The sequence below is a fragment of the Rhizobium sp. PDO1-076 genome (assembly GCF_000247475.1).
Classification (GTDB): domain Bacteria; phylum Pseudomonadota; class Alphaproteobacteria; order Rhizobiales; family Rhizobiaceae; genus Allorhizobium.
In genome coordinates this window covers 1-25,647 of record NZ_AHZC01000233.1, presented here as the reverse complement: position 1 = coordinate 25,647, position 25,647 = coordinate 1, and the positions used below count along the sequence as shown (strand labels likewise).

Below are 25,647 nucleotides of genomic sequence, written 5' to 3'. Positions count from 1 at the left end.
TGTGAACGTATTGTCCGATGCTGTCGACCCTGACGCTTGTCTATCGCCATCCACCCATCCGGGTGAGTGCGCTTGCGATCTTCTTTTTCGGTTTTTCGGGAGCAGCGACCTCGCCCTATATGTCGCTGGTCGGCATTCGTGAGCTGGGCCTGTCGGACGTCGTCTATTCGGCGTTGATGTTCGCTGCCGCCATCGTCAATGTCAGCGCCAGCGTGATTGCCGGCATTCTCGCTGACCGCCTTGGACATTTTCGTTCGCCGATGCTGTTTGCCGGGACTTTCGGGGTTGTCGGCTTTGGCATCGTTTATCTGCTGCCGTCGCAGCTGGTCTTCATCATTGCGGCACTGGTGTTCATCCCGATCTTCAATTCGGTCAATTCGCTGATCTTTGCCAATGTGCGGGCAGTCTCGGCCGGCATGCCGGTGCGGGAGCTGATTGCGGTCAATTCGGCGATCCGCGCCGTCCTGTCGCTCTCCTGGGTTCTCGTTCCCGGCGTTGTCGGCGCTATGCTGGCCGGCGGCCCGAGCATGCTGCCGGCCTATCTTCTTGCTGCGCTTGCCTGCCTGATCTGTCTGGCGCTGTTCTTTTTCGGCATGCCGAAAGAGCCGCCGCCGGTTGCGGAGAACCGGCCGCATTATTCCTTCTTCGCGTCAATCCGCCAGATCGGCTCGCGCTCTGTCGTGTCACGGCTGCTGGCGATCGCGTTGATCTCGTCCATGCTGCATGTCAATGGCGCGGTGCTTCCGCTCGTCGTCACCGGCAAGGCGGGTGGCACGACGGCCGACGTCGGCGTGATCGTCGGCATCGTCGCGTTTCTCGAGATCATCTTCATCCTGTTCTGGGGCTGGGTCGAAGTGCGCACGTCCACCGTTGTTGCCATGTCGGCCGGGGCGGTGGTCTACTGTGCTTACCTGATCTTCCTCGGCCTCGCCGACCAGCCGCGCGATGTCTATATCCTGACATTGGTGAGCGGCCTCGGGGCTGCCGGGATCATCGCCATTCCGATCACCTATCTGCAGAACCTGATTGCCGACCGGGCCGGTCTCGGCAGTTCGCTGATCGCGGTGAATATCTTTGTCAGCGGTGGACTGAGCTCCTTGCTGTTTGCCGTCGGCACCGCCGTCAGCGACTATGCGGGAACGGCGATATTGGGGGCCGTCGCGGGCCTGACAGGGATTGTCCTTCTCTGGTTGCTCGACAAACCATTTGCAACGGCGACGGACAGATAGGGAGGCCTTATGCAGGCGAGGATCCTGGAAGTATGCGTCGACGATGCCGACGGCCTTGCGGCGGCAATTGCCGGCGGCGCGGATCGCATCGAGCTGTGTTCCGCACTGGGCGTGGGCGGCCTGACGCCGACACGTGGCTTCATGCAGTTGGCTGCCAGGAGCCCGATCCCCGTGAATGCCATCATTCGCCCGCGCATTGGCGGCTTTGTCTATTCGGACGATGAAGCCGCGATCATGATCGCCGATATCGAAGCCGCATGCGAGGCAGGGCTTGCGGGTGTCGTCGTTGGCGCTTCGCGTTCGGACGGAACTCTGGATCGGGCAGTGCTGGAACGGCTGATCAAAGCTGCGGCGACACTCGACGTCACGCTGCACCGCGCCTTCGACCTGGTCCCGGATTTTGATGCCGCTGTGGAAATGGCGATCGACCTCGGTTTTTCGCGGATTCTGACCTCCGGTGGCGCCAGGCATGCCGAGGCCGGCCTGCCGGTCTTGCAGCGTGTCGCTGCGGCGGGACGTGGGCGCATTTCGATCATGCCGGGTGGCGGCGTGCGCCCCGGCAATGCGGCGGCTTTCCTCGCCATTCCCGGCATTTTTGAGCTGCATGCCTCGTGCAGCCAGCCGATGGAGCCGAATGCCGATCTTGTCGATTTCGGCTTTTCGCCTGCCAACGCGCGGCGGACCGATGCCGATACGGTACGGCAGATGAAAGCGATCTTGGGGTAAGGCTGCGTGCTGTGCCAGTGGAGCGGCTTCCCTTCAAGGAGGAATGGCACTAAATCATGCGGGCCTTGCCAACGATCGGATGTCGCGTGATCCAGCTTTCCAGAGCCAGCCTTGTTCTTGCCTTTGCCGTATTGACCTCTACCAACGCGGCCCATGCCGAGTGGGTGGCGACCGAAAAGATAGAGAGCTACAAGATCAGCGGCACCGCGCCGATGGAACTCTACACCTCGATCGGCGAGCGAGGGCCCAAGCTTGGCGGCGGCCGGGTGATCGCGCATACAAATTTCAAGCTGACCTGGCAGCGCGACTACCAGCCGCAGGGCACGGCCTGTGTGCTTGTTTCGGCCAAGCCAAAGCTGGTCATTACCTACACGCTGCCGAAGCCCAGCCAGAAACTGCCAGCGGAAACCAAGGCCAAATGGGATCGGTTCTACGAGGGTATCGTCACGCATGAAAAGCTGCATGGCGAGTTCATTCGTGATCTCGTGCGGCAGATCGAGCAGATTTCGGTCGGGCTACGCGCCGAAAATGACCCGCAATGCCAGAAAGTCCGCCAGGCACTGCAGGCGCAACTGAAGCCGATTTCGGATGCCCATGTGGCGCGCCACGGCGACTACGACCGGGTCGAGATGTCGCCGGGCGGTGCGGTCCACCAGTTGATCCTGACGTTCCTCAATCCGTAGACGCGGGCCTCAAGCCGTGAACACGGATGTGCTGACGTGAGTTCTGGCATCAGGCCCGTTCGAGAACGATCGAAATGCCCTGGCCGACGCCGATGCACATGGTCGACATCGCGTAGCGACCGCCGGTCTCGTGCAATTCCAGCGCCGCCGTGCCGGTAATCCGCGCGCCGGACATGCCGAGCGGATGACCCAGCGCGATGGCACCGCCATTGCGATTGACGCGGGGGTCGTCATCGGCAATGCCGAGATCGCGCAGCGTCGCCAGACCCTGCGAGGCAAAGGCCTCGTTCAGTTCGATGACATCCATCTGCTCCTGCTTCAGATCGAGACGGGCGAGCAGCTTCTTCGAGGCCGGTGCCGGGCCGAAACCCATGATGCGGGGCGGCACACCGGCCGTTGCCCCACCGGCGATGCGGGCGATCGGCGTGAGGCCGTATTTCTTCACTGCCGCCTCGGAGGCGATGATCAGGGCGGCTGCGCCATCATTGACGCCGGAGGCGTTGCCGGCGGTCACGGTGCCGCCTTCCTTCTTGAACGGCGTGCCGAGCTTGGCCAGCGTTTCGATCGTGGTGGCGCGGGGATGCTCGTCTTGCGAGACGATCAGCGGATCGCCCTTGCGCTGCGGGATCGTCACCGCAACGATCTCCCTGGCCAGGCGGCCATTCTGCTGTGCTGCTGCCGCCTTGTTCTGGCTGCGCACGGCAAAGGCATCCTGGTCCTCGCGGCTGATATGAAAGTCCTCGGCGACGTTTTCGCCGGTCTCGGGCATGCTGTCGACGCCGTATTGCTTCTTCATCAGCGGATTGACGAAGCGCCAGCCGATCGTCGTGTCATAGATCTCGGCATTGCGGGAAAAGGCGCTCTCAGCCTTCGGCATGACGAAGGGCGCGCGGCTCATGCTTTCGACCCCGCCGGCAATCATCAGGTCTGCCTCGCCAGCCTTGATGGCGCGGGCGGCTGCGATGACGGCATCCATGCCGGAGCCGCAGAGGCGGTTGATCGTCGTGCCGGTCACGGAGACCGGAAGTCCGGCGAGCAGCAGCGACATGCGGGCAACATTGCGGTTGTCTTCGCCGGCCTGGTTGGCGCAGCCGAAGATCACGTCGTCGACGGCTTGCCAGTCGATGCTGGCATTGCGCTCTATCAGTGCCTTCAGCGGAATGGCGCCGAGATCGTCTGCTCGGACGGAGGAGAGCGCGCCACCGAACCTGCCGATGGGGGTGCGAATATAGTCGCAGATATAGGCTTCGGTCATTTCGCAGATCCTTCAGAGTGCCGGGACGACGAGGTCGGCCACGGGGCCATCGGTGTGCAACGGCGCGCCGGTCATCGCCTGCAGTTCCTCCAGGGTCATTGCGGCCAGCTTTTCGCGCACGACGAAATGGCCCTCCTTGATGTCGATAACGGCATGGCTGGTGTAGATGCGGGTGATGCAGGCGACGCCGGTCAGCGGGAAAGTGCAGGCCGCGACCAGTTTCGGCTTGCCGTCCTTGGTGACATGCTCGGTGATGACGAAGACCTGCTTGGCGCCGTGCACGAGATCCATGGCGCCGCCGACGGCGGGTACGCCCTTGGATCCGACACGCCAATTGGCAAGATCGCCGTTCTGGGCGACCTGATAGGCACCGAGGATAGCAACATCCAGATGGCCGCCGCGAACCATGGCAAAGCTGTCGGCATGGTGGAAAAAGGCGGCGCCGGGCTTCAGCGTGACGGCCTTTTTGCCGGCATTGATCAGGTCCCAGTCTTCCTCGCCCTCGGCCGGTGGTTCACCAAAGTTGAGGATACCGTTTTCGGTGTGGAAGATCGCTTCGCGGCCGGGCGGCTGGTAGCGAGCAACCATTTCCGGAAAGCCGATGCCGAGGTTCACATAGGCGCCGTCTTCGATGTCCTGGGCGGCGCGCCAGGCGATCTGGGCGTTGGAAAGCTTGATGTCTTCGCGGGTATCGATCGGCTGTATTTCGAGGGTCATGCGTATACAACTCCGGCCCGGATGAGCTCTTCTTCCTGCTGCGGATGGGCGACCTCGACAACACCGTTGACGAAGATGCCAGGTGTGATCACCTGCTCGGGATCGATCTCGCCGGCCGCCACGATGCGCGACACCTGCGCGATGGTCCGGGCTGCTGCCATGCACATCAGCGGATTGAAGTTGCGGCCCGCCTTGTTGTAGGTGAGGTTGCCGTGCGTGTCGCCGACCTGCGCCTTGACGATGGCGAAATCGGCCTTCAACCAGCGTTCCTGCACGTAGGGACGGCCGTCGAATTCGGCGATGACCTTGCCATTGGCAAGTTCGGTTCCGTAGGCTGTCGGCGTGTAGAAGGCCGGAATGCCGGCGCCGCCGGCGCGAATTCGCTCTGCAAGCGTGCCTTGCGGCACAAGTTCAAGCTCGATTTCACCGGCCAGATAGCGGTCAGTGAACGCGCGGGGATCGGACGAGCGCGGGAAGGAGCAGATCATCTTCCTGACCATGCCGGCGTCGATCATCGCAGCAATGCCGATGCGGCCGTTGCCGGCATTGTTGTTGATGACCGTCAGATTCTTCGGACCCCCTGTCTGCTGAAACTTGTCGATCAGGGCGTGGATCAGTTCGATCGGCGCGCCGGAGCCACCAAATCCACCAATCATGACGGTCGCGCCGTCACCGATGTCTGCGATGGCGTCTGCCGTGCTCGCAATTGTCTTGTCCATGCGGGGTCTCCCGTTTCTCGCAGGGCAAGCGTCATGTCATTCACCGAGCAGACCTTGCCTCTGTCTTCAGAGATAGATCGGGACAGGGTCGACAGCAAGAATTTTGTGCGATATACGATATTTGTACGAATATCGCACAAATGAGGATGAGATGCAGATCAGAGAGCGGGACCTGATGGGTGGGCTCGCCAAGGGCCTGAGTGTCATCGAGGCGTTCAGTGCAGAGCGGCAAAGGTTGAGCATTTCGGAGGCGGCGGAGATCGCCGGGCTCGACCGCGCCACGGCGCGACGCTGCCTGCTGACGCTGTCAGAGCTTGGCTATGCGCGCTATGACGGCAAATATTTCGAACTGACGCCACGCATCCTGCGGCTGGGCAATGCCTATCTGTCCGGCACGTCGATGCCCGCCCTGCTGCAACCCTATCTCGACCAGTTGTCGGAAAAGCTCGGTCACAGCGCTTCGGCGTCGGTACTGGATGGGAACGAAATCGTCTATATTGCTCGCGCCTCACAAAAGCGCGTCATGTCGATCAATCTCATGCCGGGTTCGCGCCTGCCCGCCTACAGTGCTTCGATGGGGCGGGTCCTGCTTGCCGCACTAGGTGAGGCGGAAGTGGCAGCCATTCTGGCGACGTCCAGGCTCAAGGCCCATACGCCATTTACCCGGACAGATCCTGCGGAACTCCTGGCCGAGATCGGCCGAGTGCGCGTACAAGGATATGCGGTGATCGATCAGGAACTGGAGATCGGACTGTGTTCGATCGGCGTTCCCCTGCATGACGCGCGCGGTCGGGTCGTGGCCGCCATCAATGTCGGCGCGCCGTCTGCCGTCCTGCCTGCCGCCGACTTGGCCGGTCATTGCCTTGACGCAATGCGCGAGGTTCAGGCGCGGCTGAGATCGCTGCTGCCATAGCGGATCTGGCCAAGTTTTGGCCAGACAACGCGTTAGCCGCTCTTCACCTCGCGGGCGGCCTGGCGGATGGTGCCCATCAGAATCGTGAGGGGCATGGCTGGAATGGCGTCGGTTCGGACGGTGAGGCCGACAGGGCCTTTGGTCTCACTGGTGTCGATCGGCAGGCTCGTCAGGGTGCCATCGTCGAGGTCGGCGGCTACCACGCCTGCGGAAATGATCCAGATCGCGTCGGTGTTGCGGACAAAGGCGCGCCCAAACGAATCCGACACGGTTTCGATTTGGGTCGGCAGAGCCGAAATGCCGTTGGCAATCAGATAGCGCTCGACAAAGGGTCGGATGATCGAGGCGCGGGTGGGCATCAGCACCGGATAACGCTCGAGTGCCGCAAATACCGCCGAGCCCTCGTTCAGCAGCGGATGTCCGGCGCGGACGCAGAAAATCACCTGCTCGGAATACAGATGCTCGAAGGAGAAGCCGGTCATCTGTTCCGGTGCCGCCAAGCGGCCGACCACGAGATCGAGATCGCCGATGCGCAATTGCTCGAGCAAAACCGCATTCTCGCCGGTGACGATCTTGATGCGGGCTGGAATGTCTTCCTGCAGAAACAGGGTCATGGCGCGTGGCATGATGCGGGTCGAAACCGTCGGCAGGGCGCCGACGCGGATCGGCGGGGCATCCGCGTGGACGGCATGGGAGACGGAATCGAAACCCTGGCGCAGCGCCGTCAGCGCCGCGCCGGCATGTTTCAGGAAGGCCTCTCCATAGCGGGTGATCCGGATACCGCGGCCATCGCGTTCGAAGACCGCAACCCCCAGAACCTCTTCGAGTTCCCGGATCGTCTTAGTGACCGCGGGTTGGCTGATATTCAACAATTGAGCCGCCTTCATCACGCTTTTCTGGCGGGCCACTTCGACGAAGGTTTGCAGATGGCGAAACTTGATGCGGTTGTCGATCATGAAGATTCATAACTCATGAGTTAATGATTGATTGGAAAACATCATTTTACCTAACCAAACGCTGCAAGCAATATGGCAGCGTTGGAGGAGACATTCGTGCAATTTGTTCGTGTTAACGGCATCACGCTGCATCACCAGATCATTGGTGGTCCGGCGCACCGCCCCGTCATCGTGTTCATCAATTCGCTCGGCACAGACTACCGTATCTGGAGGGATGTGCTGGTGCGGCTGGCGGGGGACTATCCACTGGTCGCCTACGACAAGCGGGGTCATGGCCTGTCGGATGTCGGTGCCGCTCCCTATAGCATCGACGATCATGTCGATGATCTCATCGGGCTTCTGGAGCACCTGAACGTCACCCAGGCGGTGCTCTGCGGTCTTTCTGTCGGTGGACTGATTGCGCAAGGGCTTTATGCGCGGCGTCCCGATCTCGTGCGGGCCTTGGTGCTTTGCGACACGGCGCCCAAGATCGGTTCCCCGGAGATGTGGGATGCCCGCATTGCCGCGGTGAAGGCGAATGGCATCGAGCATATCGCGGATATGGTGATGGAGCGCTGGTTCACCCCGCATTTCCGCCGCTCGGACAATCTGGACTACCCTGGCTATCGCAACATGATGATCCGTCAACCGGCTGACGGCTATATCGGAACTTGTGCTGCCATCCGCGACGCCGACCTTACCGAAGAGGCGGCCCGCATCGCGGTTCCGACGCTTTGCGTCGTTGGCGATCAAGATGGCGCGACGCCGCCAGATGTGGTGCTGGCCATGGCTCGGCTCATTCCCGATGCCCGTTACGAGGTTATCTCCGGAGCCGGACATATTCCCTGCGTCGAGCAGCCGGAAATGCTGAGCGCAATGATAACCGCTTTTCTCACGCCGCTTGTTTCAGGAGAAAAACAGCATGGCTGATGTGTCTGGTTCATCTGAACGATATCGGCAGGGGATGGCGACCCGCCGTTCCGTGCTGGGCGATGCCCATGTCGATCGCGCCTCCGGCCTGGCAACGGGTTTCGACCAGCCCTTCCAGGAGATGATCACGGAAGGCGCCTGGGGGACGGTCTGGTCGCGCCCCGGCTGGAGCAAGCGCGAACGCTCGATGGTAACGATTGCACTTCTGGCCGCGCTTGGTCACGATGAGGAAGTGGCGATGCATGTGCGGGCGACCGCCAATACGGGCGCAAGTCGCGACGACATCTGCGAGGCGTTGTTGCACGTGGCCGTCTATGCCGGGGTTCCGGCGGCCAATCGCGCATTCAAGCTCGCCAAGCAGGTGTTCGAGGAAATGGACGCCGGGCAGGGGGTGGGAGAAAAACATGAGTGACCTGTCGAACAAGAAGCCGGAAACGGGGGCCTTCTTCGGTCGAGACCGGAGCCAGCATCCGCCGGCCTACACGCCCGGCTACAAGACGTCCGTGCTGCGCTCGCCGCAAAAGGCGCTGCTGTCGCTGGACGGGACCGTTTCGGAAATCACCGGGCCGGTGTTCGGCCATTCGATCCTCGGCGAACTCGACAATGACCTGATCCACAACTTCGCCAAATCCGGCGAAAGTGCCATTGGCGAGCGTATCATCGTGCATGGCCGAGTGCTGGACGAGCGGGCACGGCCGGTTCCGGGTGCATTGATCGAGTTCTGGCAGGCCAATGCCGGTGGCCGTTACCGGCACAAGAAGGAAAGCTATCTTGCGGCGCTTGACCCGAATTTCGGCGGCTGCGGACGTACGATTACCGACGAGAACGGCTACTATATCTTCCGGACGGTCAAGCCGGGCGCTTATCCCTGGCCGAACGGCGTCAATGACTGGCGCCCGGCACATATCCATTTCTCGATCTTCGGCCATGGGTTCGCGCAGCGACTGATCACCCAGATGTATTTCGAAGGCGATCCGATGATCTGGAAATGTCCGATCGTTCAGACCATCCCGGATCGCGCGGCGATCGAGCAACTGGTGGCCGCGCTCGACTGGTCGGCGACCATTCCGATGGATGCGCGCGCCTACAAGTTTGATATCGTCTTGCGTGGCCGTCGTTCGACATTGTTCGAAAACCGGCTGGAGGGAAATTGATGGTTCAGCCCCTGGGTTATCTGAAGGAAAGCGCGTCGCAGACCGCCGGTCCCTACGTGCATATCGGCCTGACGCCCAATTTTGCCGAGATCACCGGCGTCTATCCGGTCGATCTCGGGACTGCGATGGTCAATGACAGGACGCAGGGCGAACGCATCACCGTCACCGGCCAGGTCATCGACGGGTCGGGTACGCCGCTCAGGGACGCGCTGATCGAGATCTGGCAGGCCGATGCCGCCGGGCTCTACAACAGCCCGTCGGAAATGCGCGGCAGTGCGGATCCGAATTTTACCGGCTGGGGGCGCTGCCCCTGCGATCTCGCGACCGGTGAATACCGCTTTGAGACGATCAAGCCAGGCCGTGTTCCGTTCAAGGATGGCCGCCTGATGGCGCCGCATATCTCGTTCTGGATCGTCGCGCGGGGCATCAATCTCGGGCTGAATACACGGATGTATTTCAGCGACGAGGCGGCGGCCAATGCCGAGGATCCCGTTCTGGCGCGTGTCGAGCACCGGGTCCGCGTGCCCACCCTGATTGCCATCCGCGATGGTTCCACATATCGCTTCGACATCCATCTCCAGGGAGACAGGGAAACGGTGTTCTTCGACATCTGATCTCGATCCAGCAGGCCCCCATGAGCATTTCCGTTTTCGACCATCCGATCCTGTCCGGCCTTCTGGGTGACGCGGAGATCGCAGCGCAGTTTTCCACTGCCGCGGAACTGGCAGCGATTCTGGCTTTCGAGGTTTCCTTGGCCAAGGCCGAGGCGGAGGCGGGCCTGATCCCGCAAGCGGCGGCAGATGCGATCATTGCCCTGCCGGAGCGTTTCGTGCCGGATGTCGATGCCATTCGCGAGGCTACCACGCGCGACGGCGTCGTCATTCCCGAGCTTGTGGGGCAGTGGCGCGCAGCTTTGGGTGAGCAGGGCAAGCACATTCATTTCGGCGCGACCAGCCAGGACGCGATCGATACCGGCCTGATGTTGCGACTGACGCAGGTGGTTCGCTTGCTCGATATGCGGCTTACGGCCGTTGTCGGTGCGATCGATGCGCTTGAAGCGCGGTTCGGCTCGTTGCCCTTGATGGGCCAGACCCGCATGCAGGCGGCAATCGGGATATCGGTTGGAGACCGTCTGGCATCCTGGCGTGCGCCGCTGGTGCGTTATCGGCAAATGCTGAAGCCATGGCTTGAAGAAGGCTTCCCCGTTCAGTTCGGCGGTGCCGCGGGCACACTGGAAAAGCTGGGTGACAAAGCCGAAGCTGGTCCGGGCGCGGCTTGCCGCCGACCTGGGATTGGCCGACCGGCCGCAATGGCACAGCCAGCGAGATGTGATTGCCGAGTTTGGCGGACTGTTGTCGCTGATGAGCGGCAGCCTCGGCAAGATAGGGCAGGATCTGTCGCTGATGGCCAGTGCGGGGACGGCGCTGATTGGCGGAGGCGGCGGATCCTCGGCCATGCCGCACAAGCGCAATCCGGTCAAGGCAGAGGTGCTTGTCACGCTGGCGCGCTTCAATGCGGTTCAGCTATCGGGCCTACATCAGTCGATGCTGCATGAACAGGAGCGGTCCGGCAGTGCCTGGACGCTGGAATGGATGATCCTGCCGCAGATGGCGGTTGCAACGGGTTCTGCGCTGCGAACTGCGGCAGAGGTGCTTGGCTCTATCGAGCGAATGGGGGAAGCCTGATCAATCGGGCGCCGCTTCGTCTTCGGCCGCGCCGGATGCGAAGCTTCGGCTCATGCGGCTGATCATGCGGATCTGGCGGCTGAAGTTGCGACACTTGTCGCAGGCCAGCAGATGCAGCCGCAAGCCGATCGTTTCGCGCGTATTCAGCCGACGTTCGAGGCCGTCGGAAGCGAACTTGGTCGCGTCTTCGCATTTCAGCATCAGCAGGTCTCCTTCGGGGCGAACCAATGGCCTTCGAGGCAATTTCGAAGCCGCAACCGTGCGCGATGCATCAGCACGTGCAGGTTGGAGATGCTGATGCCAACCTCGGCGCAGATTTCAGGCGTCTGCATGTCGACAAATTCCCGCATCATGAACACGCGACTCTGGTCCGGCGGCAGATGATCGAGGCAGGTCTCGAAGACCCGCCAGAAATCCTTGCCGAGCAGTTCCGCTTCCGGGTTCCCCCAGTCACTGGGCGCGTGTTCCGGCAGCCAGTGGCGACGGATGTCGAAGAAAGCCGGCGCTACATCGTCGCTGGCGGGTGATGGCAACGGAACGATCGTTGCCTGCCGGCGCTTGAAACGAAGCTGATCGGCAATCTTGTTGCGCAGGATGGCAAAGACCCAGGTGCGGAAAGCCGAACGCCCGGCAAACGCGCCGGCATTGCGCAAGGCACCGGCCAGCGCCTCCTGCACGGCATCTTCTGCCAGAGAGACATCGGAGAGCTGAAGCGTTGCGAATTTCAGCATGCGTTCGCGCAATTCGGCCAGATAGTTGCCGTCGGCCAGAAAGGTGGCTGCCGGAAGCGTTGATGGCGCTTCAACCCGCCCGCTGTTCTTCATCATCCCAAATCCCTCGCCAAAGCTCAGACTAACCGTCGCATGGCGCCTTGCAAACTCGGCTCTCCCCACATTTGTCGTGGGACGAATTCAGTTCTTACACAAGGGGTGAAATATTTTCAGCAAGGGGTGATTGCCGGTTGTCGAAGGCCGCCGCTGATCGATCCTGCATCCGGCAACAAACCGCAGGTGTGGAATTCTGGCGAAAGGCTATCCGTCGGAGCCGATATGTTCCATCCCCTGCGCAATGGCAGGTGCTGGTTTTGCGGTAGCCTGATGCCGACGCTCTTCGGCATAGGCCATCATCAGTGGCGCGACTCCCTTGATATCGTCGGCACGCAGTTCCTCAGTCAGATAGTAGGCGACGCTGCCGTCTCTGTAGATGCCCTGAAACGGTCCGAGACCAGCAACGCAGCAGATGCCGTTCAAGTGAACGTGGCCATCGACGCCGGCGTGCAGTTCGTGTTCGACCAGCGAATGCAAAGCCTTGCGACCGAGACCGGCATCGGTGCCGATCCCGATCCCCAGCCGTTCTGCTTTCTGCAGGGCATAAGCAAACATCGCCGTCGCCGAACTTTCCGGATAATTGCCCGCGATCTCCGGGTGATCGATCACCTGAAGCCATCGGTGGTCGGACGTCGCGCATGTTCTGAGCTGCGCGTTCAATGCGGCGAGGCGGATGGCGAGATCGTCTCGATCGGGGCCGTTCGGCAGATTGTCGATGATATCCACGAAGGCCATGGCAAGCCAACCAATCGATCGCGCCCAATGGGCAGCTGACTGGCCGGTCCTGTCATCGGCCCAGGCCTGGAGGCGGGCTTCGTCATAGCCGTGGCGATAGAGGCCGGATGTTTTGTCGAATGTCAGATCAAGCGCTGTCCTGAATTGGTCGACCGCGTCGGATGCCATATCGGGCGCCGCAAGTGCATTGGCGAGTTCGAGCTTGAAAGGCAGGGCCATGTAGAGTCCGTCCAGCCAGATCTGATGCGGATAGCGCAGCTTGTGCCAGTATGGTCCCGCCTTGGTGCGGGGGTGATGCTGCAATTGCAGGCCGAGCGGCCGAGCCGCGTCGAGGTAGCGTGCTTCGCCGGTCGAGCTGTGGAGGTAGATCAGCGCACGTCCGGCCAGCACATTGTCGATGTTGAATTCATCAATCCGGTATCCGGCAAGTGCGCCGTCCGGTCCGATCTGGCCGTTGACGAGACGGGTCAGATGCTCGAGCCAGCGGGCTTCTCCTGTCGCCTCGTGCAGGCTGATCAGGCCGCGATAGAGGCAGCCGTCCTCGTAGCACCAGGCGCCACCTTTGTAATAATCATAGTCGCGGGCGTAATTGTCGAAATAGGAGGTCAGCATGGATTTTCACAAGTTCGGGTGAATGGAATGTGGTGACAGCCGGGTGAGCAGGCTGAAGCGGGTGTTTTCAGCGACAATGCCCGCATGGAGCAGTTGTGGAAGGTGGCACGCCATTTCCGGCAAGCCGGGTTTGGCGCCTTCGCCATAGACAATACTCAGTCCATCGACTGACACCGCGTCGATCTCGCACTCCGGCAAGCCGTAGAAGACGGCGGCCGCAGTCTCTGCACCCGATACAACCACATCCCGGATGGTAATGTTGCTGATGCGCGGGGTCTCGATCGAAAGAGGCAAAGGATTGCGCGACTGGACATATTCAGACCGCCCATCTGCATCGCAGAAATAGAAGGCGTTGACAGCAATCGGGGTTGCGACACCGTCCATCCTGCACTGGCTGAGATGGATGTCCGAGACCGCGCCGCCGCGCCCGCGCCTTGTCTTGATGCGTAGGCCGCGGTCGGTCCCGACAAAATGGCAACGGCTGATCGATACGTCGTGAATGCCGCGGCTCATCTCGCTGCCCATAACCACGGCGCCATGGCCAAGTTGCATCAGGCAGTTGCGGATTTCGACGCGCCGTGTGGGGCGGTCCGGTCCGCCGCGCGGATCACGCTTGCCGGCCTTGATCGCGATACAGTCGTCGCCCACGGAGATGTCGAGGCCGATCAGCCGTATATCGCTGCTGGCTTCGGGGTTCAGGCCATCGGTGTTCGGCGAAAGCGGATCATTGCGGATCGTCAGGCCGACTGCGAGTACATGCTCGCACAGGACCGGATGGATCGTCCATGACGGAGAATTCCGCACTGTGATCCCGGACAAGGTGACGTGCCTGCAGTCGGACAGGAAGATCGTGCGCGGGCGGCGTGCCCCGTCGCGGGTTTCCTTCGGCCATGTCCACCAGTCGCCCCGGTCGCCGCCGCCATCGATGGTGCCTTGACCGGTGATCGCCAGGTTCTGACAATCTATGGCATTGATCAGGCTTGCGAAACATGGTTCGGCGACGCCTTCCCAAGTTCCAAGCACACGGCCATCCGCATGACGGGCTGGCAGAACCTTGCGGCCCTGGCGGGAACCGGTATCAGCAAGAACTGCACCTTCCTCAATGAGAAGTGTCATGTTGCTTTTGAGGAAGACGGGGCCGCTCGACCATGATCCGGCGGGCAGGCGCAGTGTGCCGCCCGCCGGTATCGCCGCGATCGCGGACTGGATCGCGCGCGCATTGTCTGCGCTCTCCGTCGATGCGCCGAAGTCGCGAATGTCGAGCAGGGCTGTTTCATTTGCGGTGGCGAAGGTAAAGCCGCCATCCGCTGTTTCCAGTCGGTAGTGTCGTCCTGGTTCGAGATTGCCCAGGTTGAGCACGACCGAATGTACTTGTCCTGTCGCGACAACCAAGTCATCACCCTCGCTGAGCTGCCAGTCGAGCGCGCCGTCGCGGGCAAACAGAAACCTGTCCGGCGCGATCAACAGCGTTGCCGTGCGGGCACCGGTAGTCAGCAGGGTGATGAACTGGCTGGTCACGATTGTCCTCTCAAATACCGGTCAGGGCGTCGTTGATGCCGTCGATGATTTCCTGCGCAGCGTCGGCTGCCGATGCCTGGCCATAGGCGAAGGCCTCGAACGTGCTGTCGAAAACGTCGGTGACACGCGGATGTTCGTTGAGCGGGGAGACCCCGACGCCGCTTGCCTCCAGCACGATCTTGTTGGCCTCGATCTGGACCGGCTTGATCTTGCCTTCCTTGCCCAGCACTTCAAGTGCGATCTTGCTCGATGGTATGCCGCGCGTGGCGCCGAGGATCTTGATCGCCTCGGGGTCGTTGAGCATGCAGTTGATCACCTGCGCCGCCGCCTTTGGATCCTTGCTGTTCTTCGAGATGGCGAACAGCATGGACGGCTTGCGATAGACGCCTTCGGTGGTCGCGCCTTCGACCGTCAGCAGCTTGACTGGAACGAGGGTCTGGCCGTCTTCCATGGGGCCGGAAATCTTGCCGTAGGTGCTGTCCCATTGATAGGTGCCGGCGATCTTGCCCTTGGCCCATTCCGGGTTCTCATGCAGCGGGGCGTTGCCGCCGGCCGCAACTGTCTTCCAGGATTCGATAACGCCCTTGTCGACCATGGTCTGGTAGAATTCCAGGCCTTCGGCGAGCTCTTCCGGAGTCCATGCAACCTTGTGCGTCGTTGGATCGATCAGGTCCTTCCCGGTCATTTGCGTGGTGCGCAGGATGACGACGAGCCTGGCGTCGAGTGCTGCGCCTTCGAAGGGGTAATAATCCTGGCCGAGCTTTTCCTTCATCACCGGGGCAGCGGCGATCAGTTCGTCCCATGTGGTCGGGATGGCAAGGCCGGCATTTTCATAGGTGGTCTTGTTGAACATGAAGACACGACCTGTCGTCGAGACCGGCAAGCCGTTGAGCTTGCCATCGACGGAACCGCTGTTCAGGTCATTGTCCGACCACTGGCTGAGATCGATAATGTCCTTGTACTGGTTGAGATCGGCAAAGCCATCGCCGCTCTTTGAAAAGATCGGTAGCCACGGCCAATTGATCTGCATGATGTCGGCCTCGGTCCTGCCGGCGAGCTGGGTCGTGACCTTTTCCTGGTGTCCGGTCCAGCCGGTGAATTCCGGGGCGATGGTGTGGCCGAACTTGCCGCCGCAGAGTTTCAGGGCTTCCTGCGTCGCCAGGTGGCGATCGTCGCTGCCCCACCAGGACATGCGAAGATCGCTGGCATAGGCAGTGCTAAGGCTGGTGGCTGCGAGCAGTGCAGCGGTTGCAATCAAGGATCTCATTTTGGCTCCTCCCAAGTTGAAACGATGAAAATGTCAGTTGGCCAGAGAGATGTTGTCCCCGCTCTGGCGGTCGAAGATATGCATCTGGGCAATATCGGGGGTCAGCCAGATACGATCGTCGCGGATGGCGCTGCGGTCGAACTGGCTCGATGGGACAACGGCAATGACGCGCTCCGGGCCGATGTCGACATAGAGGTAAACCTCGTGTCCCATGAATTCGACATGGCTGATCCTGCCGTTCAGCGTGCCGGGAGTTTCGGGGGCAGCAACGCGCAAATGCTGCGGGCGGATGCCCATCGTCACCTGTTGTGGTGCATTGGCGATCAGGCGGTTGCTCAGGCCGGCGATGAGCGGCACCGTCTGGCCGGCTGTTATGATCTCGTCGCGCGCCGTGAGATCGGCTGAAATCAGGTTCATCTCCGGACTGCCGATGAAGCCGGCGACAAAGGCGTTGGCGGGACGGTTGTAGAGGGTGACCGGGTCGGCGACCTGCATGATGTGGCCATCCTTCATCACGCAGATGCGGTCGCCCATGGTCATGGCCTCGGTCTGATCGTGGGTGACATAGATAACCGTAGCCGCCATGCCGTCGGCCTTCAATCTCTTGTGCAGGTCGGTGATGCGCACGCGCATCGAGGCGCGCAGCTTGGCATCGAGGTTCGACAGGGGTTCGTCGAAGAGGAAGACCTGCGGCTTCTTGATCAGCGCGCGGCCTACGGCAACACGCTGGGCCTGGCCGCCGGACAGCTGTTTCGGCAGGCGCTCAAGCAGAGCGCCGATTTCCAGCGTGTCTGCGACCTTGTCTGTTTCGGCGTCGATCTCGGTGGTTGGTCGGCGCTTCAGGCGCATGCTGAAGGAGAGGTTCTTTTTCACCTTCATATGCGGATAAAGCGCATAGTTCTGGAAGACCATGGAAATGCCGCGGTCTCCGGGCGAACGGTCATTGACCAGCTGGCCACCGATGCGGATCTCGCCGCCGGTCACCTGTTCCAACCCGGCGATCATGCGCAGCGTCGTCGACTTGGCGCAACCGGACGGGCCGACCAGCACCATGAACTCCCCGTCTTCGACATCGAGATTGATGCCATGCACGGCGCGAAAGGACCCATAGTCTTTTTCGAGGTTCTTGAGTTGCAGCCTGGCCATCGGTTTATCCTTTGATGCCGCCGGCGGAGATGCCGTCGATGAAGTATTTCTGGGCAAGGAAGAAGACTGCGAGTGCCGGCGTCAGCGCCAGCACCGACATGGCCAGCACACGGTTCCATTCGAACGCTTCGGTCGTGTCGATCGACAGCTTGAGCGCCAGCGATACCGGGAATTTTTCGACCGAAGAGATGTAGATCAGCGGTCCGAGGAAGTCGTTCATCGTCCACATGAACTGGAACAGGCAGACGGAGATTAGGGCCGGCATCAGCAGCGGAATGATGATGAAGACGAGCACCTGCCATGTGTTGGCGCCATCGACGCGGGCGGCCTCTTCCATGTCGCGCGGGATGGCGCGCAGGAACTGGACCAGCATGAAGACGAAGAAGGCGTCGCCGGCGAGTGCCGAGGGCACCCAGAGCGGCAGGAAGGTGTCGAGCCAGCCGAGATCGCGAAACAGCAGATATTGCGGAATGCGGGTAACGACATTCGGTAACAGCAGCGTGGCGATCAGGGTGGCGAAGAGCAATTTCTTGAACGGGAACTCGAAGCGGGCAAAGCCATAAGCGACCGCCGTGCAGGAGATTGCCGTGCCGATCATCTTCGGCAGGACGATCCACAGCGTGTTCAGGAAGAAGGTGCCGAAGCTGTAGGGCGTCGATGTCTTCCAGCCCTTAATGTAACCATCGATCGTCGGGTTCTGGGGCCAGAAACCGGGATTGGCAAAGATCTCTGAATTTGTCTTGAAAGACGCGCCGATCAGCCAGACCAGCGGATAGATCATGATCAGGCCGACAAGCGTCAGGACCGTGTAGCGGATCACGGTGGTGATCCTCTGACGGCGCAGGTCGCGGCTGCGGGCGAGCGAGACATCGTCGAGTTCTGCAGACAGGGAGGCGAGCGCGTGTTCGGTCATGGTCAGCTCCTCTTGTCGCCGGCGTAATAGACCCAATGGCGCGAGGACCAGAAGGCGATCAGGGTCAGCGCCATGATGATGACGAAGAGCACCCAGGCGATGGCTGAGGCATATCCCATGTCGAAGCGCTTGAAGGCCTCGTCGTAGATGTAGATCGGCAGCAGATAGGTGGCTTTCAGCGGCCCGCCCTGGGTGATGATGTAGGGGCCGTTGAACTCCTGGAATGCCTGGACCATCTGCATGATGAGGTTGAAGAAGATGACCGGCGTGATCAGCGGCAGGGTGATGTGGACGAAGCTCTTCCACTTGCCCGCGCCGTCGATGGCAGCAGCTTCGTAGAGGCTCTTGTCGATGCTCTGCAGCGCGGCCAGGAAGATCACCATGGCCGAGCCGAACTGCCAGAGCCGCAGCAATGTGATGGTGAACAGCGCGTTGACCGGATCACCGAACCAGTTGACCGGTTCGAGTCCGATCATTCCAAGTCCCATGTTGACCAGGCCGACATCGGCAAACATGTAGCGCCACAGCACCGCGATGGCGATCGAGCCGCCGAGGATCGATGGCACGTAGAAGGCGGTGCGGAAGACGTTGATGAATTTCAGCTTGGAATTCAGGATCACGGCGACGAAGAGCGCGAAGGCAAGCTTCAGCGGTACCGTGGTGAAGACATAGAGCAGTGTCACCCAGAGTGACTTGCGGAACGTGCGGTCGGCAGTAAACAGGCGGATATAATTGTCCAGCCCGGTGAAGATCGGCGCACTCATCAGATTGTAGTCGGTAAAGCTCAGATAGAGCGAAATGACAAAAGGCACGGTGGTGAAGACCAGCAAGCCGAGAATGTAGGGCGACAGATAGAGCAGCCCGAGATAACGGCTGTCTCCGCTCATTGTGCGCTCCTCGCTGCGTTGCTACGCGCTGGCGCGCAATCGATATCGCACCGGCAATTTCCCATGTGCCGGGGCGCATGGATGGTCCGGACAAGATGTTCTCTTTTCTGCATCGCAATATGCGGGGACACGCCTTCTGCTGCTCCTGCTCCTCCGCAGGGCTCGCCACCGCGTCCCGTCTCCTCCCGATTTCCTCGCCGGCCTTTTCAAACTGGCCGCTCCTGTGGCTAATATCCGGCGGAAGTCTTTGCGCGGAAATTGACGAATAGGGGGAAAATGATGGAGGAAACTGAAGGTCAGGTTCTGGCCGGCATTCCGATGAATGCGCTGGCGCTCAACCTGACGCGCTCGACAATCCGGATGCAGCACACCCAGACATGGCGGATCGACAAGTCCAACCGGGTCCACGATCTGGTCATCTGCCTGACGGGCAGCGCGCAGTACGAGATCGAGGGCGAGACGGTGTCGATGGTGCCGGGCTGTGCGATGCTGCTGAACGCCGAAACCCGGTTCGTCGGCTACTCGACCTCGGTCGAGCCTTACACGGGCATTGCGCAACATTTCACGCTCGATCTGTTCGGGCGTCTGGATCTGATGGGGCAGATGCAGTTGAAGCGTGCTGTTGCACTGTCGCGTTGGGACATGCTGGAAAAGGTGGTCCGGCATTACCGCGAAACCGCACCGCCCTATTCAACGACGCTCCAGCAACATCACGTTTTCATGTTCCTGCTGACCGAATTCATCGAGCAGGCATTTGCGGGTGGCGCGAGCAGTCGGTCGGCAATGTCGCCAACCCCGATCAACTGTCTCTGGCGATCATGGTTGCGGCAAGCCAGATTGCTGCGGATCCGCTCAGCGAGCATATCGTCCGCCAGGTGCTGGACGCCGCGCCGTACAATCTGGACTATTTCAAGCGCGAGTTCCGCAGGCGAGTCGGCTGGACGCCCGACAAGTTTCAAGAGTTTAAGCGCATGGAGCGGGCCATGGGCCTTCTCGCCGGCGGCTGCACCGTGAAGCGGGCTGCGGCGCTTTCAGGCTACGGCGATGCCTATTATTTCTCGCGGATGTTCAAGCGTTATATCGGTGTGAGCCCGCAAGGATATCGCGACGCCGAACGCAGGAGCCGGGAAGGGGCTTTCCCGCGTGGCGAAGAAGATGGCCAGATTGTTTATCCTCTCGCGAGGTCCTGAAAAACCTGTCATATGTTTTCAGTTGCACGCTCTTTTTCGTCCTTACCTTGTAGGTTAAATTCACCTCTGTCTCTTCGCTAGATTCAAGTCATGCCCCCGCATATGCCGCTTTCAAGCTTGTGGTTGCTCCCTCAACCTGTATGATGAGTTTAAATACATGTTCGGGAGGCATTATGACGCATACTGATTTCACCAACCGTTTTGCAATCGATCCTATGACCGCCGCAAGCTTCGGCACCGATCAGTTGCGCGAGCATTTTCTGCTGCCTCCGCTGTTCGTGATGGGTCGAATTCAACTGCATTATACCAACTATGACCGGATGATCGTCGGCGGTGCCATGCCGGAAGCCGAGCCCTTGACCCTTGAAACGATCAAGCCGGCTGGCACGCCGGAGCTTCTGGCACGGCGTGAACTGATCGCTGTCAACATCGGTGGCCCGGGTGTGGTGACGGTGAGCGGCGAGGCGTTCGCAACCGGTCCGCGCGACATGGTTTATGCGGGCATGGGAGCTTCGGTGACGTTTGCATCCAGTTCCGCCGAAAACCCGGCAAAATTCTATCTGCTCAGCGCGCCGGCGCATGCCTCCTATCCTGCCCGCCATATCGGCATATCAGACGCCAAGCGGATCGATCTGGGCGCTCAGGAGACCAGCAACGAACGCTCGATCTTCCAGTTTGTTCATCCGGAAGGCGTCAAGACCTGCCAGCTTGTGGTCGGCATGACCAGTCTTGCCAAGGGCTCCGTGTGGAACACGATGCCCTGCCATGTCCATGATCGACGCATGGAGGCCTATCTCTATTTCGACATGACGGAGAAGGCGCGTGTCTTCCATCTGCTCGGCGAGCCTGATGAAACACGCCATGTGGTGATGAAGAACGAGGAGGCGGTCCTGTCTCCCGGTTGGTCGATCCATTCCGGCGCCGGCACGGCGAACTATTCCTTCATCTGGGCGATGGCCGGCGACAATGTCGATTATACCGATGTCGATCCGGTTGCGATCGAAGATTTGCGTTGAGCCCTCCCTCGGCTCGTTCATGCTCTTAGGCTGGTCCTGATTGACGAATGACGGCACGGGGATCAGTCGATCTGCGTCGTGTGCGAGGTGGTGTGCGGGATTGTCCATCTCGCACACGCTTTTGGCGCGATTTCATGACGTGATCGCGGACATTGATTGTGGTTTGAAATGTGCCGAAGCCAAGGGCATCAGGGCAATCGACCGCTACTTTAATTATGGGCCATTAAGGCGGTGTTAGCTATCCGTCACCTACTCTCGGCCGATTAGGCGTGAATGTTTCCAGTTCGCTCGGGCCCACTTTTGGTGCCGCGATTGAGACATTTGGAGGAGAGGGTAGTCCGTGTTTATTGATCGTATTTTGTCGCGGTTTAACATCCAGACCAAGGTGTTGATCTTCATTCTTCCCTTTGTCATCAGCATTTCAGCCGTCGGGTTTACCGGCCTTTATGCCTCCGGACTTCTCCAGGGACGCATCGAAATATCCAATAGCGTGTTGCAGTCGTTGAGCGGCTTCCGCGATGTGTCGGCTGCGATGAGCAGTTTCCTTGCCGAGACGACAGCCGCCGGACGCGAGGACGTCACCAGCCGGTTGAAGCAGCAGCAGCAGGTGCTTCAGGACACGCTTGCGCAATTGCCGGCCAATGCCGATGGCCGCGCCGAGCTTGAGCAGGCCGGCCAACTGGTTGATCAGGTGGTCAAGCATATCGATGAACTCTGGCGTCTGCATGAGACCGAGTCCGGCCTGGTCCAGTCGCTTCAGCAGGGCGTCGGCGTGGTTGTCGCCTCGCAGGCTTTGGCGACCGATGCCATGGGCAAGGTGGAAAGTGCCGTTCAGGCCGATGATACCGCTGCGAAGTCGATGCTTCGCGATGCGGACCGGATCCGCAGCACCGGCACATTCCTGACCGAAATGAATTCGGCCTATACCAAGGCCAAGTCGCCGGACGAGAAGTTTGCCGTTATCGCGTCGCGCCTCGACGAAATGAAACAGCGCCACAGCGTGCTTGTGACTGCACTGCCGGAAGCCAACAAGTCGGCCGCCAAGACGATCGACAAGATCATGGGCGAGTTGACGGTCATCCTGGCTGCGAACGACAAATCCGAAGCCGTCATCACCGACGTTACCGGCAAGCTGCGCAATTTCACCCAGCTGAATGCCTATCTCGGCCTTGCCGCGCAGCAGAAGATGAAAGAGGCGACGATCAAGTTCGGCGAACTGGATGCGCCGCTGGCCAAGGCGCAGGCCGTTTTGAACGATGGTCGCAAGCTGGTGAGCTCCAGCTATCAGACGCAGATCATGATGGCGCGCTTCCTTCTGGAGCCGACCGAGGAAAACCGCGTGCTTCTCGAGAGCCGGGTCGCAGCGATGCGCGATGACCTGGCGACACTGGAGAAATCCGCAGCCGACCTGCCGTTCATGGCGCAGCTCAAGACCGATCTGTCTCCGGCCATCGAGGTCATGCAGAACGCCAGTGTCGACCTGGTCAAGATTAGCCAGGATCGCAAGGCGAGCTATGGCCAGGCCGGTGCCGATCTCAACACGATCTGGACGCAGCTGACATCGTTTGCCGAATTGCAGAAGGTCAGTGCCGGTGAAGAGCGCCGCGATGCCAATTCGATCTCGATCGGTGCCACAGGCCTCGGCATCCTGATTTCCATCTTCGCCGGCATCGGCCTGGTGCTGACCTTCAAGGGTCCGATCGGTCAGATCACCGCTGCCATGCGGCGCCTCGCCGATGGCGTACTGGATACCAAGATCAACGGCGAAGCCCGTGTCGATGAAATCGGCGAAATGGCCCGTGCGCTCGGCGTATTCAAGCAGAATGCCCTTTCGAAGATCGAAATCGAAAGCCGCAGCGAGGCGGAGCGGGCGGAAGCCGAGGAAGATCGTCGGCGCAACGACCGCGAAAAGCAGGATGTCGACCGGCAGATCGACTTTGCCGTCAACGCGCTCGCCGCCGGTCTCGGCCGGATGGCGCAGGGCGATATCTCAAAGACGATCGATACGCCGTTCCATGGCCGTCTCGAACAGTTGCGCACCGACTTCAACCAGTCGCTGGAGCGTCTTCAGGACACGGTAACGCGTATCCGGTCCAACACCTATATGATCCAGCGCAATGCTGCGGAAATGAGCAGTGCTGCCGACCAACTGGCCAAGCGCACGGAACAGCAGGCTGCTTCGCTCGAGGAAACCGCGGCTGCGGTCGATGAGATCACCGTGACTGTCAAATCGTCGGCCGAACAGGCCGAGGAGGCCAACAGCATCGTTGCCGACACCAAGGGTCGCGCGGATACCTCGTCGGTTGTCGTGGCCAGTGCCATCGACGCCATGGGTCGTATCGAGGATGCGTCCGGCCAGATCGTGCAGATCATCGACGTGATCGATGAAATCGCCTTCCAGACCAACCTTCTGGCGCTGAATGCCGGGATCGAAGCCGCCCGTGCCGGCGAGGCCGGCAAGGGCTTTGCGGTCGTCGCACAGGAAGTCCGCGAGCTTGCCCAGCGTTCGGCCGGAGCCGCCCAGCAGATCAAGGACCTGATCCACAAGTCGAGCACCGAAGTTTCCTCAGGTGCCAAGCTGGTCCAGCAGACCGGTGCCGTTCTTGCCGAGATCTCCGCCAATATCATCACGGTTTCCGAGCGGGTGTCGATCATTGCCATGGCGAGCCGCGACCAGTCGAACGCTCTGGGCGAGGTCAATTCCTCGGTCAACGAGATGGACCAGATGACGCAGCGCAATGCGGCGATGGTGGAAGAAACCAATGCCGCCACGCGCCAGCTTGCCGATGAGGCGGATGCGCTGATGCAACTGGTCGATCAGTTCAAGCTTGCACCCGAAAGCCAGCGACGGTCTGCCGGCTCGCATTCCCGGGCAGCCTGACCCGTTCCACCTGCATTAAGATCAAGCCGCCAGCGACCGCTGGCGGCTTTTCTCGTTCGGCTGACGCGGCGCCGACGGGCTGATGCGTGGTCGGCCCTTGGAAAGTTGTGCGGGGCTCGATATCCTTGATACCGGAGGAGGACCGAGTTTGACGACATCGAAGGCCGCAGGAAAGGTTGCAAGGCCATGGCAGCGCGTGGTGATGGCAAGGCGCATCATTGGCATTCTGGTCGTCTTGCTTGTGATTGCCGCCATCGGTGTGATGACTGCGGGCAACAGGCTTCTCACCCGCAGCGTGATGGACGAGGCCTCGTTGCAGGCCGAAAGTGCGTTGCGCCTGGCGGCAGCGGCACTCAGCGGTCACCTCAAGCGTTATGAGCCATTGCCGGCGCTGATTGCCGATGATCCGGACATGAAGGAACTGGTGCGCCGCCCCGATGATGCCGGCCTGCGCGCGCATGCCAACGTCTACCTGAAGGCGATCAACGCGCTGCTCAAGTCCTCTGACATCTACATCATGACCATGGACGGCGTAACCATTGCGGCCAGCAATTACGATGGCCCGGCGAGCTTTGTCGGCGAGAACTTCAGCTATCGTCCCTATTTCCAGGAGGCTGCGGCCGGGCGGCAATCGCGCTTTTATGCGCTTGGCACGACATCGGCAAAACGCGGCTATTATTTCGCCTCTCCGATCCATGTCGATGGCGCCGTTGGCGGGGTCATAGTCTTCAAGGTCGATATCGACAGCATCGAGGCATCCTGGCGCGGCGGCGAGTACAAGATCCTCGTCTCCGATCCGGAAGGCATCATCTTCATGACCGGCAGTCCGGGCTGGCTTTATTCGTCGGTGCTGCCGCTGACGGCCGAGCGACTGGAGCGCACGACTGCATCGCGGCGCTATTCCGATGCCGTGCTCAAGGAGTTGCCGATCAAGCGCAGCCAGTTCGACAATCATGAACTGATGACCGTTCCGACGAATGGCGCTTTCCGCGAATACCTGGTCAAGTCGGACTACATGATCGATGCCGGCTGGACTGTCAGTGTTCTGCTGGATACCGGCTCGATCCGTGCACAGGCGCGCACCATGCAGATCGCCATTCTTCTGTCATTGTGCCTGATGTTTCTCCTGCTCGCGGTGGTGATCCAGCGTCGCGCCCGTCTGGAAGAGCGCATGCTGATGCAAGTCGAGGCACAGGCGGAGCTGGAGCGGCGCGTCGAGGAGCGCACGGCCGATCTGGCGCGGGTCAACTCTCAGCTGCGGCAAACCCAGGCCGATCTGATCCAGGCCGGCAAGCTGGCGGGCCTTGGCCAGATGTCGGCAGCGCTTTCGCACGAATTCAACCAGCCGCTTGCCGCCGCCAAGACCTATGCCGACAGTGCGGTCATGCTGATCGATCGCCAGCGCGTGGGCGAGGCGCGCGAGAACCTGACGCGTATTTCCGGCCTGATCGATCGCATGGCCTCGATCAGCCGGCATTTGCGCAACTTCGCCCGCAAGCCGAACGAGAAGCTTGCGGCGGTGGCGCTTGAGGACGTGGTGCATGATACGCTGGAAATCATCTCCGCACGTCTGTCCACGGCCGATGCCGAGCTCATCATCAACATCGCCCCTGGTCTGCCACCGGTTCATGGGGGCTCGGTGCGTCTGCAGCAGGTGCTGGTCAACCTCCTCTCCAATGCCTGCGATGCCGTGGAGGGGCTCGGCAACC

The 25,647-nt window shown here is 60.8% G+C and carries 25 protein-coding genes and 1 pseudogene; 14 read left to right on the top strand and 12 right to left on the bottom strand.

Annotated elements, in window-relative coordinates; all coding sequences use genetic code 11:
* The first annotated feature begins 17 nt into the window (after nucleotides 1-17).
* The 3 genes from PDO_RS13865 (at nucleotide 18) to PDO_RS13855 (ending at nucleotide 2,638) form a co-directional block, all read left to right on the top strand.
* Nucleotides 18-1,229 (top strand): MFS transporter, encoded by a 1,212-nt coding sequence (locus PDO_RS13865; RefSeq protein WP_007602673.1) that lies wholly within the window; start codon nucleotides 18-20, stop codon nucleotides 1,227-1,229.
* Nucleotides 1,230-1,238: 9 nt separating this feature from the next.
* Nucleotides 1,239-1,955: a copper homeostasis protein CutC gene (locus tag PDO_RS13860; RefSeq protein WP_007602672.1), complete on the top strand. Its 717-nt coding sequence runs from the start codon at nucleotides 1,239-1,241 to the stop codon at nucleotides 1,953-1,955.
* An 86-nt stretch (nucleotides 1,956-2,041) separates the two neighbouring features.
* Nucleotides 2,042-2,638: a DUF922 domain-containing Zn-dependent protease gene (locus PDO_RS13855; RefSeq protein WP_007602671.1), complete on the top strand. Its 597-nt coding sequence runs from the start codon at nucleotides 2,042-2,044 to the stop codon at nucleotides 2,636-2,638.
* A 49-nt stretch (nucleotides 2,639-2,687) separates the two neighbouring features.
* Here the strand turns inward: PDO_RS13855 and pcaF are convergent, their stop codons facing one another.
* From pcaF to PDO_RS13840, 3 genes are read right to left on the bottom strand one after another with little or no spacing between them, the layout of a single operon-like run.
* On the bottom strand, nucleotides 2,688-3,893 hold the full coding sequence (pcaF, locus tag PDO_RS13850; RefSeq protein ID WP_007602669.1) for a 3-oxoadipyl-CoA thiolase: 1,206 nt from the start codon (nucleotides 3,891-3,893) through the stop codon (nucleotides 2,688-2,690).
* A 12-nt stretch (nucleotides 3,894-3,905) separates the two neighbouring features.
* Entirely contained in the window at nucleotides 3,906-4,610 is a 705-nt protein-coding gene (locus PDO_RS13845; RefSeq protein ID WP_007602667.1) for a CoA transferase subunit B, read from the bottom strand.
* Nucleotides 4,607-5,329 carry a 3-oxoacid CoA-transferase subunit A gene (locus tag PDO_RS13840; protein WP_007602665.1) on the bottom strand — a complete coding sequence of 241 codons (723 nt, stop codon included), beginning with the start codon at nucleotides 5,327-5,329 and terminating at the stop codon, nucleotides 4,607-4,609. Before PDO_RS13840 ends, PDO_RS13845 begins: the two co-directional genes overlap by 4 nt.
* Before the next feature lie 157 nt (nucleotides 5,330-5,486).
* On the opposite strand from PDO_RS13840, the gene PDO_RS13835 reads away from it, so the two are divergent.
* Nucleotides 5,487-6,242, top strand: a complete 756-nt coding sequence (locus PDO_RS13835) for an IclR family transcriptional regulator domain-containing protein (protein ID WP_037074111.1) — start codon at nucleotides 5,487-5,489, stop codon at nucleotides 6,240-6,242.
* A gap of 32 nt (nucleotides 6,243-6,274) precedes the next feature.
* Here the strand turns inward: PDO_RS13835 and pcaQ are convergent, their stop codons facing one another.
* Complete coding sequence (gene pcaQ / locus PDO_RS13830) at nucleotides 6,275-7,198, bottom strand: pca operon transcription factor PcaQ (protein ID WP_007602655.1); 924 nt, start codon at nucleotides 7,196-7,198, stop codon at nucleotides 6,275-6,277.
* 96 nt (nucleotides 7,199-7,294) lie between these two features.
* Between pcaQ and pcaD the strand changes: the two genes are divergently transcribed.
* From pcaD to PDO_RS13805, 5 genes and pseudogenes are all read left to right on the top strand, one after another.
* On the top strand, nucleotides 7,295-8,107 hold the full coding sequence (gene pcaD, locus PDO_RS13825; protein ID WP_007602653.1) for a 3-oxoadipate enol-lactonase: 813 nt from the start codon (nucleotides 7,295-7,297) through the stop codon (nucleotides 8,105-8,107).
* Nucleotides 8,100-8,519: a 4-carboxymuconolactone decarboxylase gene (gene pcaC, locus PDO_RS13820; protein WP_007602651.1), complete on the top strand. Its 420-nt coding sequence runs from the start codon at nucleotides 8,100-8,102 to the stop codon at nucleotides 8,517-8,519. Before pcaD ends, pcaC begins: the two co-directional genes overlap by 8 nt.
* Nucleotides 8,512-9,261 carry a protocatechuate 3,4-dioxygenase subunit beta gene (pcaH, locus tag PDO_RS13815; protein ID WP_007602649.1) on the top strand — a complete coding sequence of 250 codons (750 nt, stop codon included), beginning with the start codon at nucleotides 8,512-8,514 and terminating at the stop codon, nucleotides 9,259-9,261. Before pcaC ends, pcaH begins: the two co-directional genes overlap by 8 nt.
* Nucleotides 9,261-9,875, top strand: a complete 615-nt coding sequence (gene pcaG, locus PDO_RS13810; protein WP_007602644.1) for a protocatechuate 3,4-dioxygenase subunit alpha — start codon at nucleotides 9,261-9,263, stop codon at nucleotides 9,873-9,875. The genes pcaH and pcaG overlap by 1 nt, the downstream gene beginning before the upstream one ends.
* Before the next feature lie 20 nt (nucleotides 9,876-9,895).
* Nucleotides 9,896-10,946 (top strand): annotated as a pseudogene (locus PDO_RS13805) (3-carboxy-cis,cis-muconate cycloisomerase).
* Here PDO_RS13805 and PDO_RS13800 read toward each other — a convergent pair.
* The 8 genes from PDO_RS13800 to PDO_RS13765 all read right to left on the bottom strand — a co-directional run bounded on the left by PDO_RS13800 (nucleotide 10,947) and on the right by PDO_RS13765 (nucleotide 18,851).
* Entirely contained in the window at nucleotides 10,947-11,147 is a 201-nt protein-coding gene (locus PDO_RS13800; protein WP_007602642.1) for an anti-sigma factor family protein, read from the bottom strand.
* Nucleotides 11,147-11,773 carry a sigma-70 family RNA polymerase sigma factor gene (locus PDO_RS13795; protein ID WP_007602641.1) on the bottom strand — a complete coding sequence of 209 codons (627 nt, stop codon included), beginning with the start codon at nucleotides 11,771-11,773 and terminating at the stop codon, nucleotides 11,147-11,149. Before PDO_RS13795 ends, PDO_RS13800 begins: the two co-directional genes overlap by 1 nt.
* A gap of 204 nt (nucleotides 11,774-11,977) precedes the next feature.
* Nucleotides 11,978-13,120 (bottom strand): glycoside hydrolase family 88/105 protein, encoded by a 1,143-nt coding sequence (locus PDO_RS13790; RefSeq protein ID WP_007602640.1) that lies wholly within the window; start codon nucleotides 13,118-13,120, stop codon nucleotides 11,978-11,980.
* Between the two features lie 6 nt (nucleotides 13,121-13,126).
* Complete coding sequence (gene pglA / locus PDO_RS13785) at nucleotides 13,127-14,638, bottom strand: polygalacturonase PglA (RefSeq protein ID WP_007602639.1); 1,512 nt, start codon at nucleotides 14,636-14,638, stop codon at nucleotides 13,127-13,129.
* Nucleotides 14,639-14,648: 10 nt separating this feature from the next.
* The gene (locus tag PDO_RS13780) at nucleotides 14,649-15,905 is read right to left on the bottom strand and encodes an ABC transporter substrate-binding protein (RefSeq protein ID WP_007602638.1); all 1,257 of its coding nucleotides are present in this window, start codon (nucleotides 15,903-15,905) and stop codon (nucleotides 14,649-14,651) included.
* Nucleotides 15,906-15,938: 33 nt separating this feature from the next.
* A complete protein-coding gene (locus tag PDO_RS13775; RefSeq protein WP_007602637.1) occupies nucleotides 15,939-17,051 on the bottom strand; it encodes an ABC transporter ATP-binding protein in 1,113 nt (370 codons plus the stop codon).
* A 4-nt stretch (nucleotides 17,052-17,055) separates the two neighbouring features.
* Nucleotides 17,056-17,964, bottom strand: coding sequence for a carbohydrate ABC transporter permease (locus PDO_RS13770; RefSeq protein ID WP_007602636.1), 909 nt, complete (start codon nucleotides 17,962-17,964; stop codon nucleotides 17,056-17,058).
* A gap of 2 nt (nucleotides 17,965-17,966) precedes the next feature.
* On the bottom strand, nucleotides 17,967-18,851 hold the full coding sequence (locus PDO_RS13765; protein WP_007602635.1) for a carbohydrate ABC transporter permease: 885 nt from the start codon (nucleotides 18,849-18,851) through the stop codon (nucleotides 17,967-17,969).
* A 279-nt stretch (nucleotides 18,852-19,130) separates the two neighbouring features.
* On the opposite strand from PDO_RS13765, the gene PDO_RS13760 reads away from it, so the two are divergent.
* The 5 genes from PDO_RS13760 to PDO_RS13740 all read left to right on the top strand — a co-directional run.
* On the top strand, nucleotides 19,131-19,865 hold the full coding sequence (locus PDO_RS13760; protein WP_007602634.1) for a hypothetical protein: 735 nt from the start codon (nucleotides 19,131-19,133) through the stop codon (nucleotides 19,863-19,865).
* Complete coding sequence (locus PDO_RS29110) at nucleotides 19,751-20,041, top strand: helix-turn-helix domain-containing protein (protein ID WP_244426451.1); 291 nt, start codon at nucleotides 19,751-19,753, stop codon at nucleotides 20,039-20,041. Before PDO_RS13760 ends, PDO_RS29110 begins: the two co-directional genes overlap by 115 nt.
* Before the next feature lie 173 nt (nucleotides 20,042-20,214).
* A complete protein-coding gene (gene kduI, locus PDO_RS13755; protein ID WP_007602633.1) occupies nucleotides 20,215-21,057 on the top strand; it encodes a 5-dehydro-4-deoxy-D-glucuronate isomerase in 843 nt (280 codons plus the stop codon).
* A gap of 340 nt (nucleotides 21,058-21,397) precedes the next feature.
* Nucleotides 21,398-23,938: a methyl-accepting chemotaxis protein gene (locus tag PDO_RS13750; RefSeq protein ID WP_007602621.1), complete on the top strand. Its 2,541-nt coding sequence runs from the start codon at nucleotides 21,398-21,400 to the stop codon at nucleotides 23,936-23,938.
* 202 nt (nucleotides 23,939-24,140) lie between these two features.
* The coding region (locus tag PDO_RS13740; RefSeq protein ID WP_052023455.1) for a sensor histidine kinase at nucleotides 24,141-25,647 on the top strand (1,507 nt) is incomplete at its 3' end.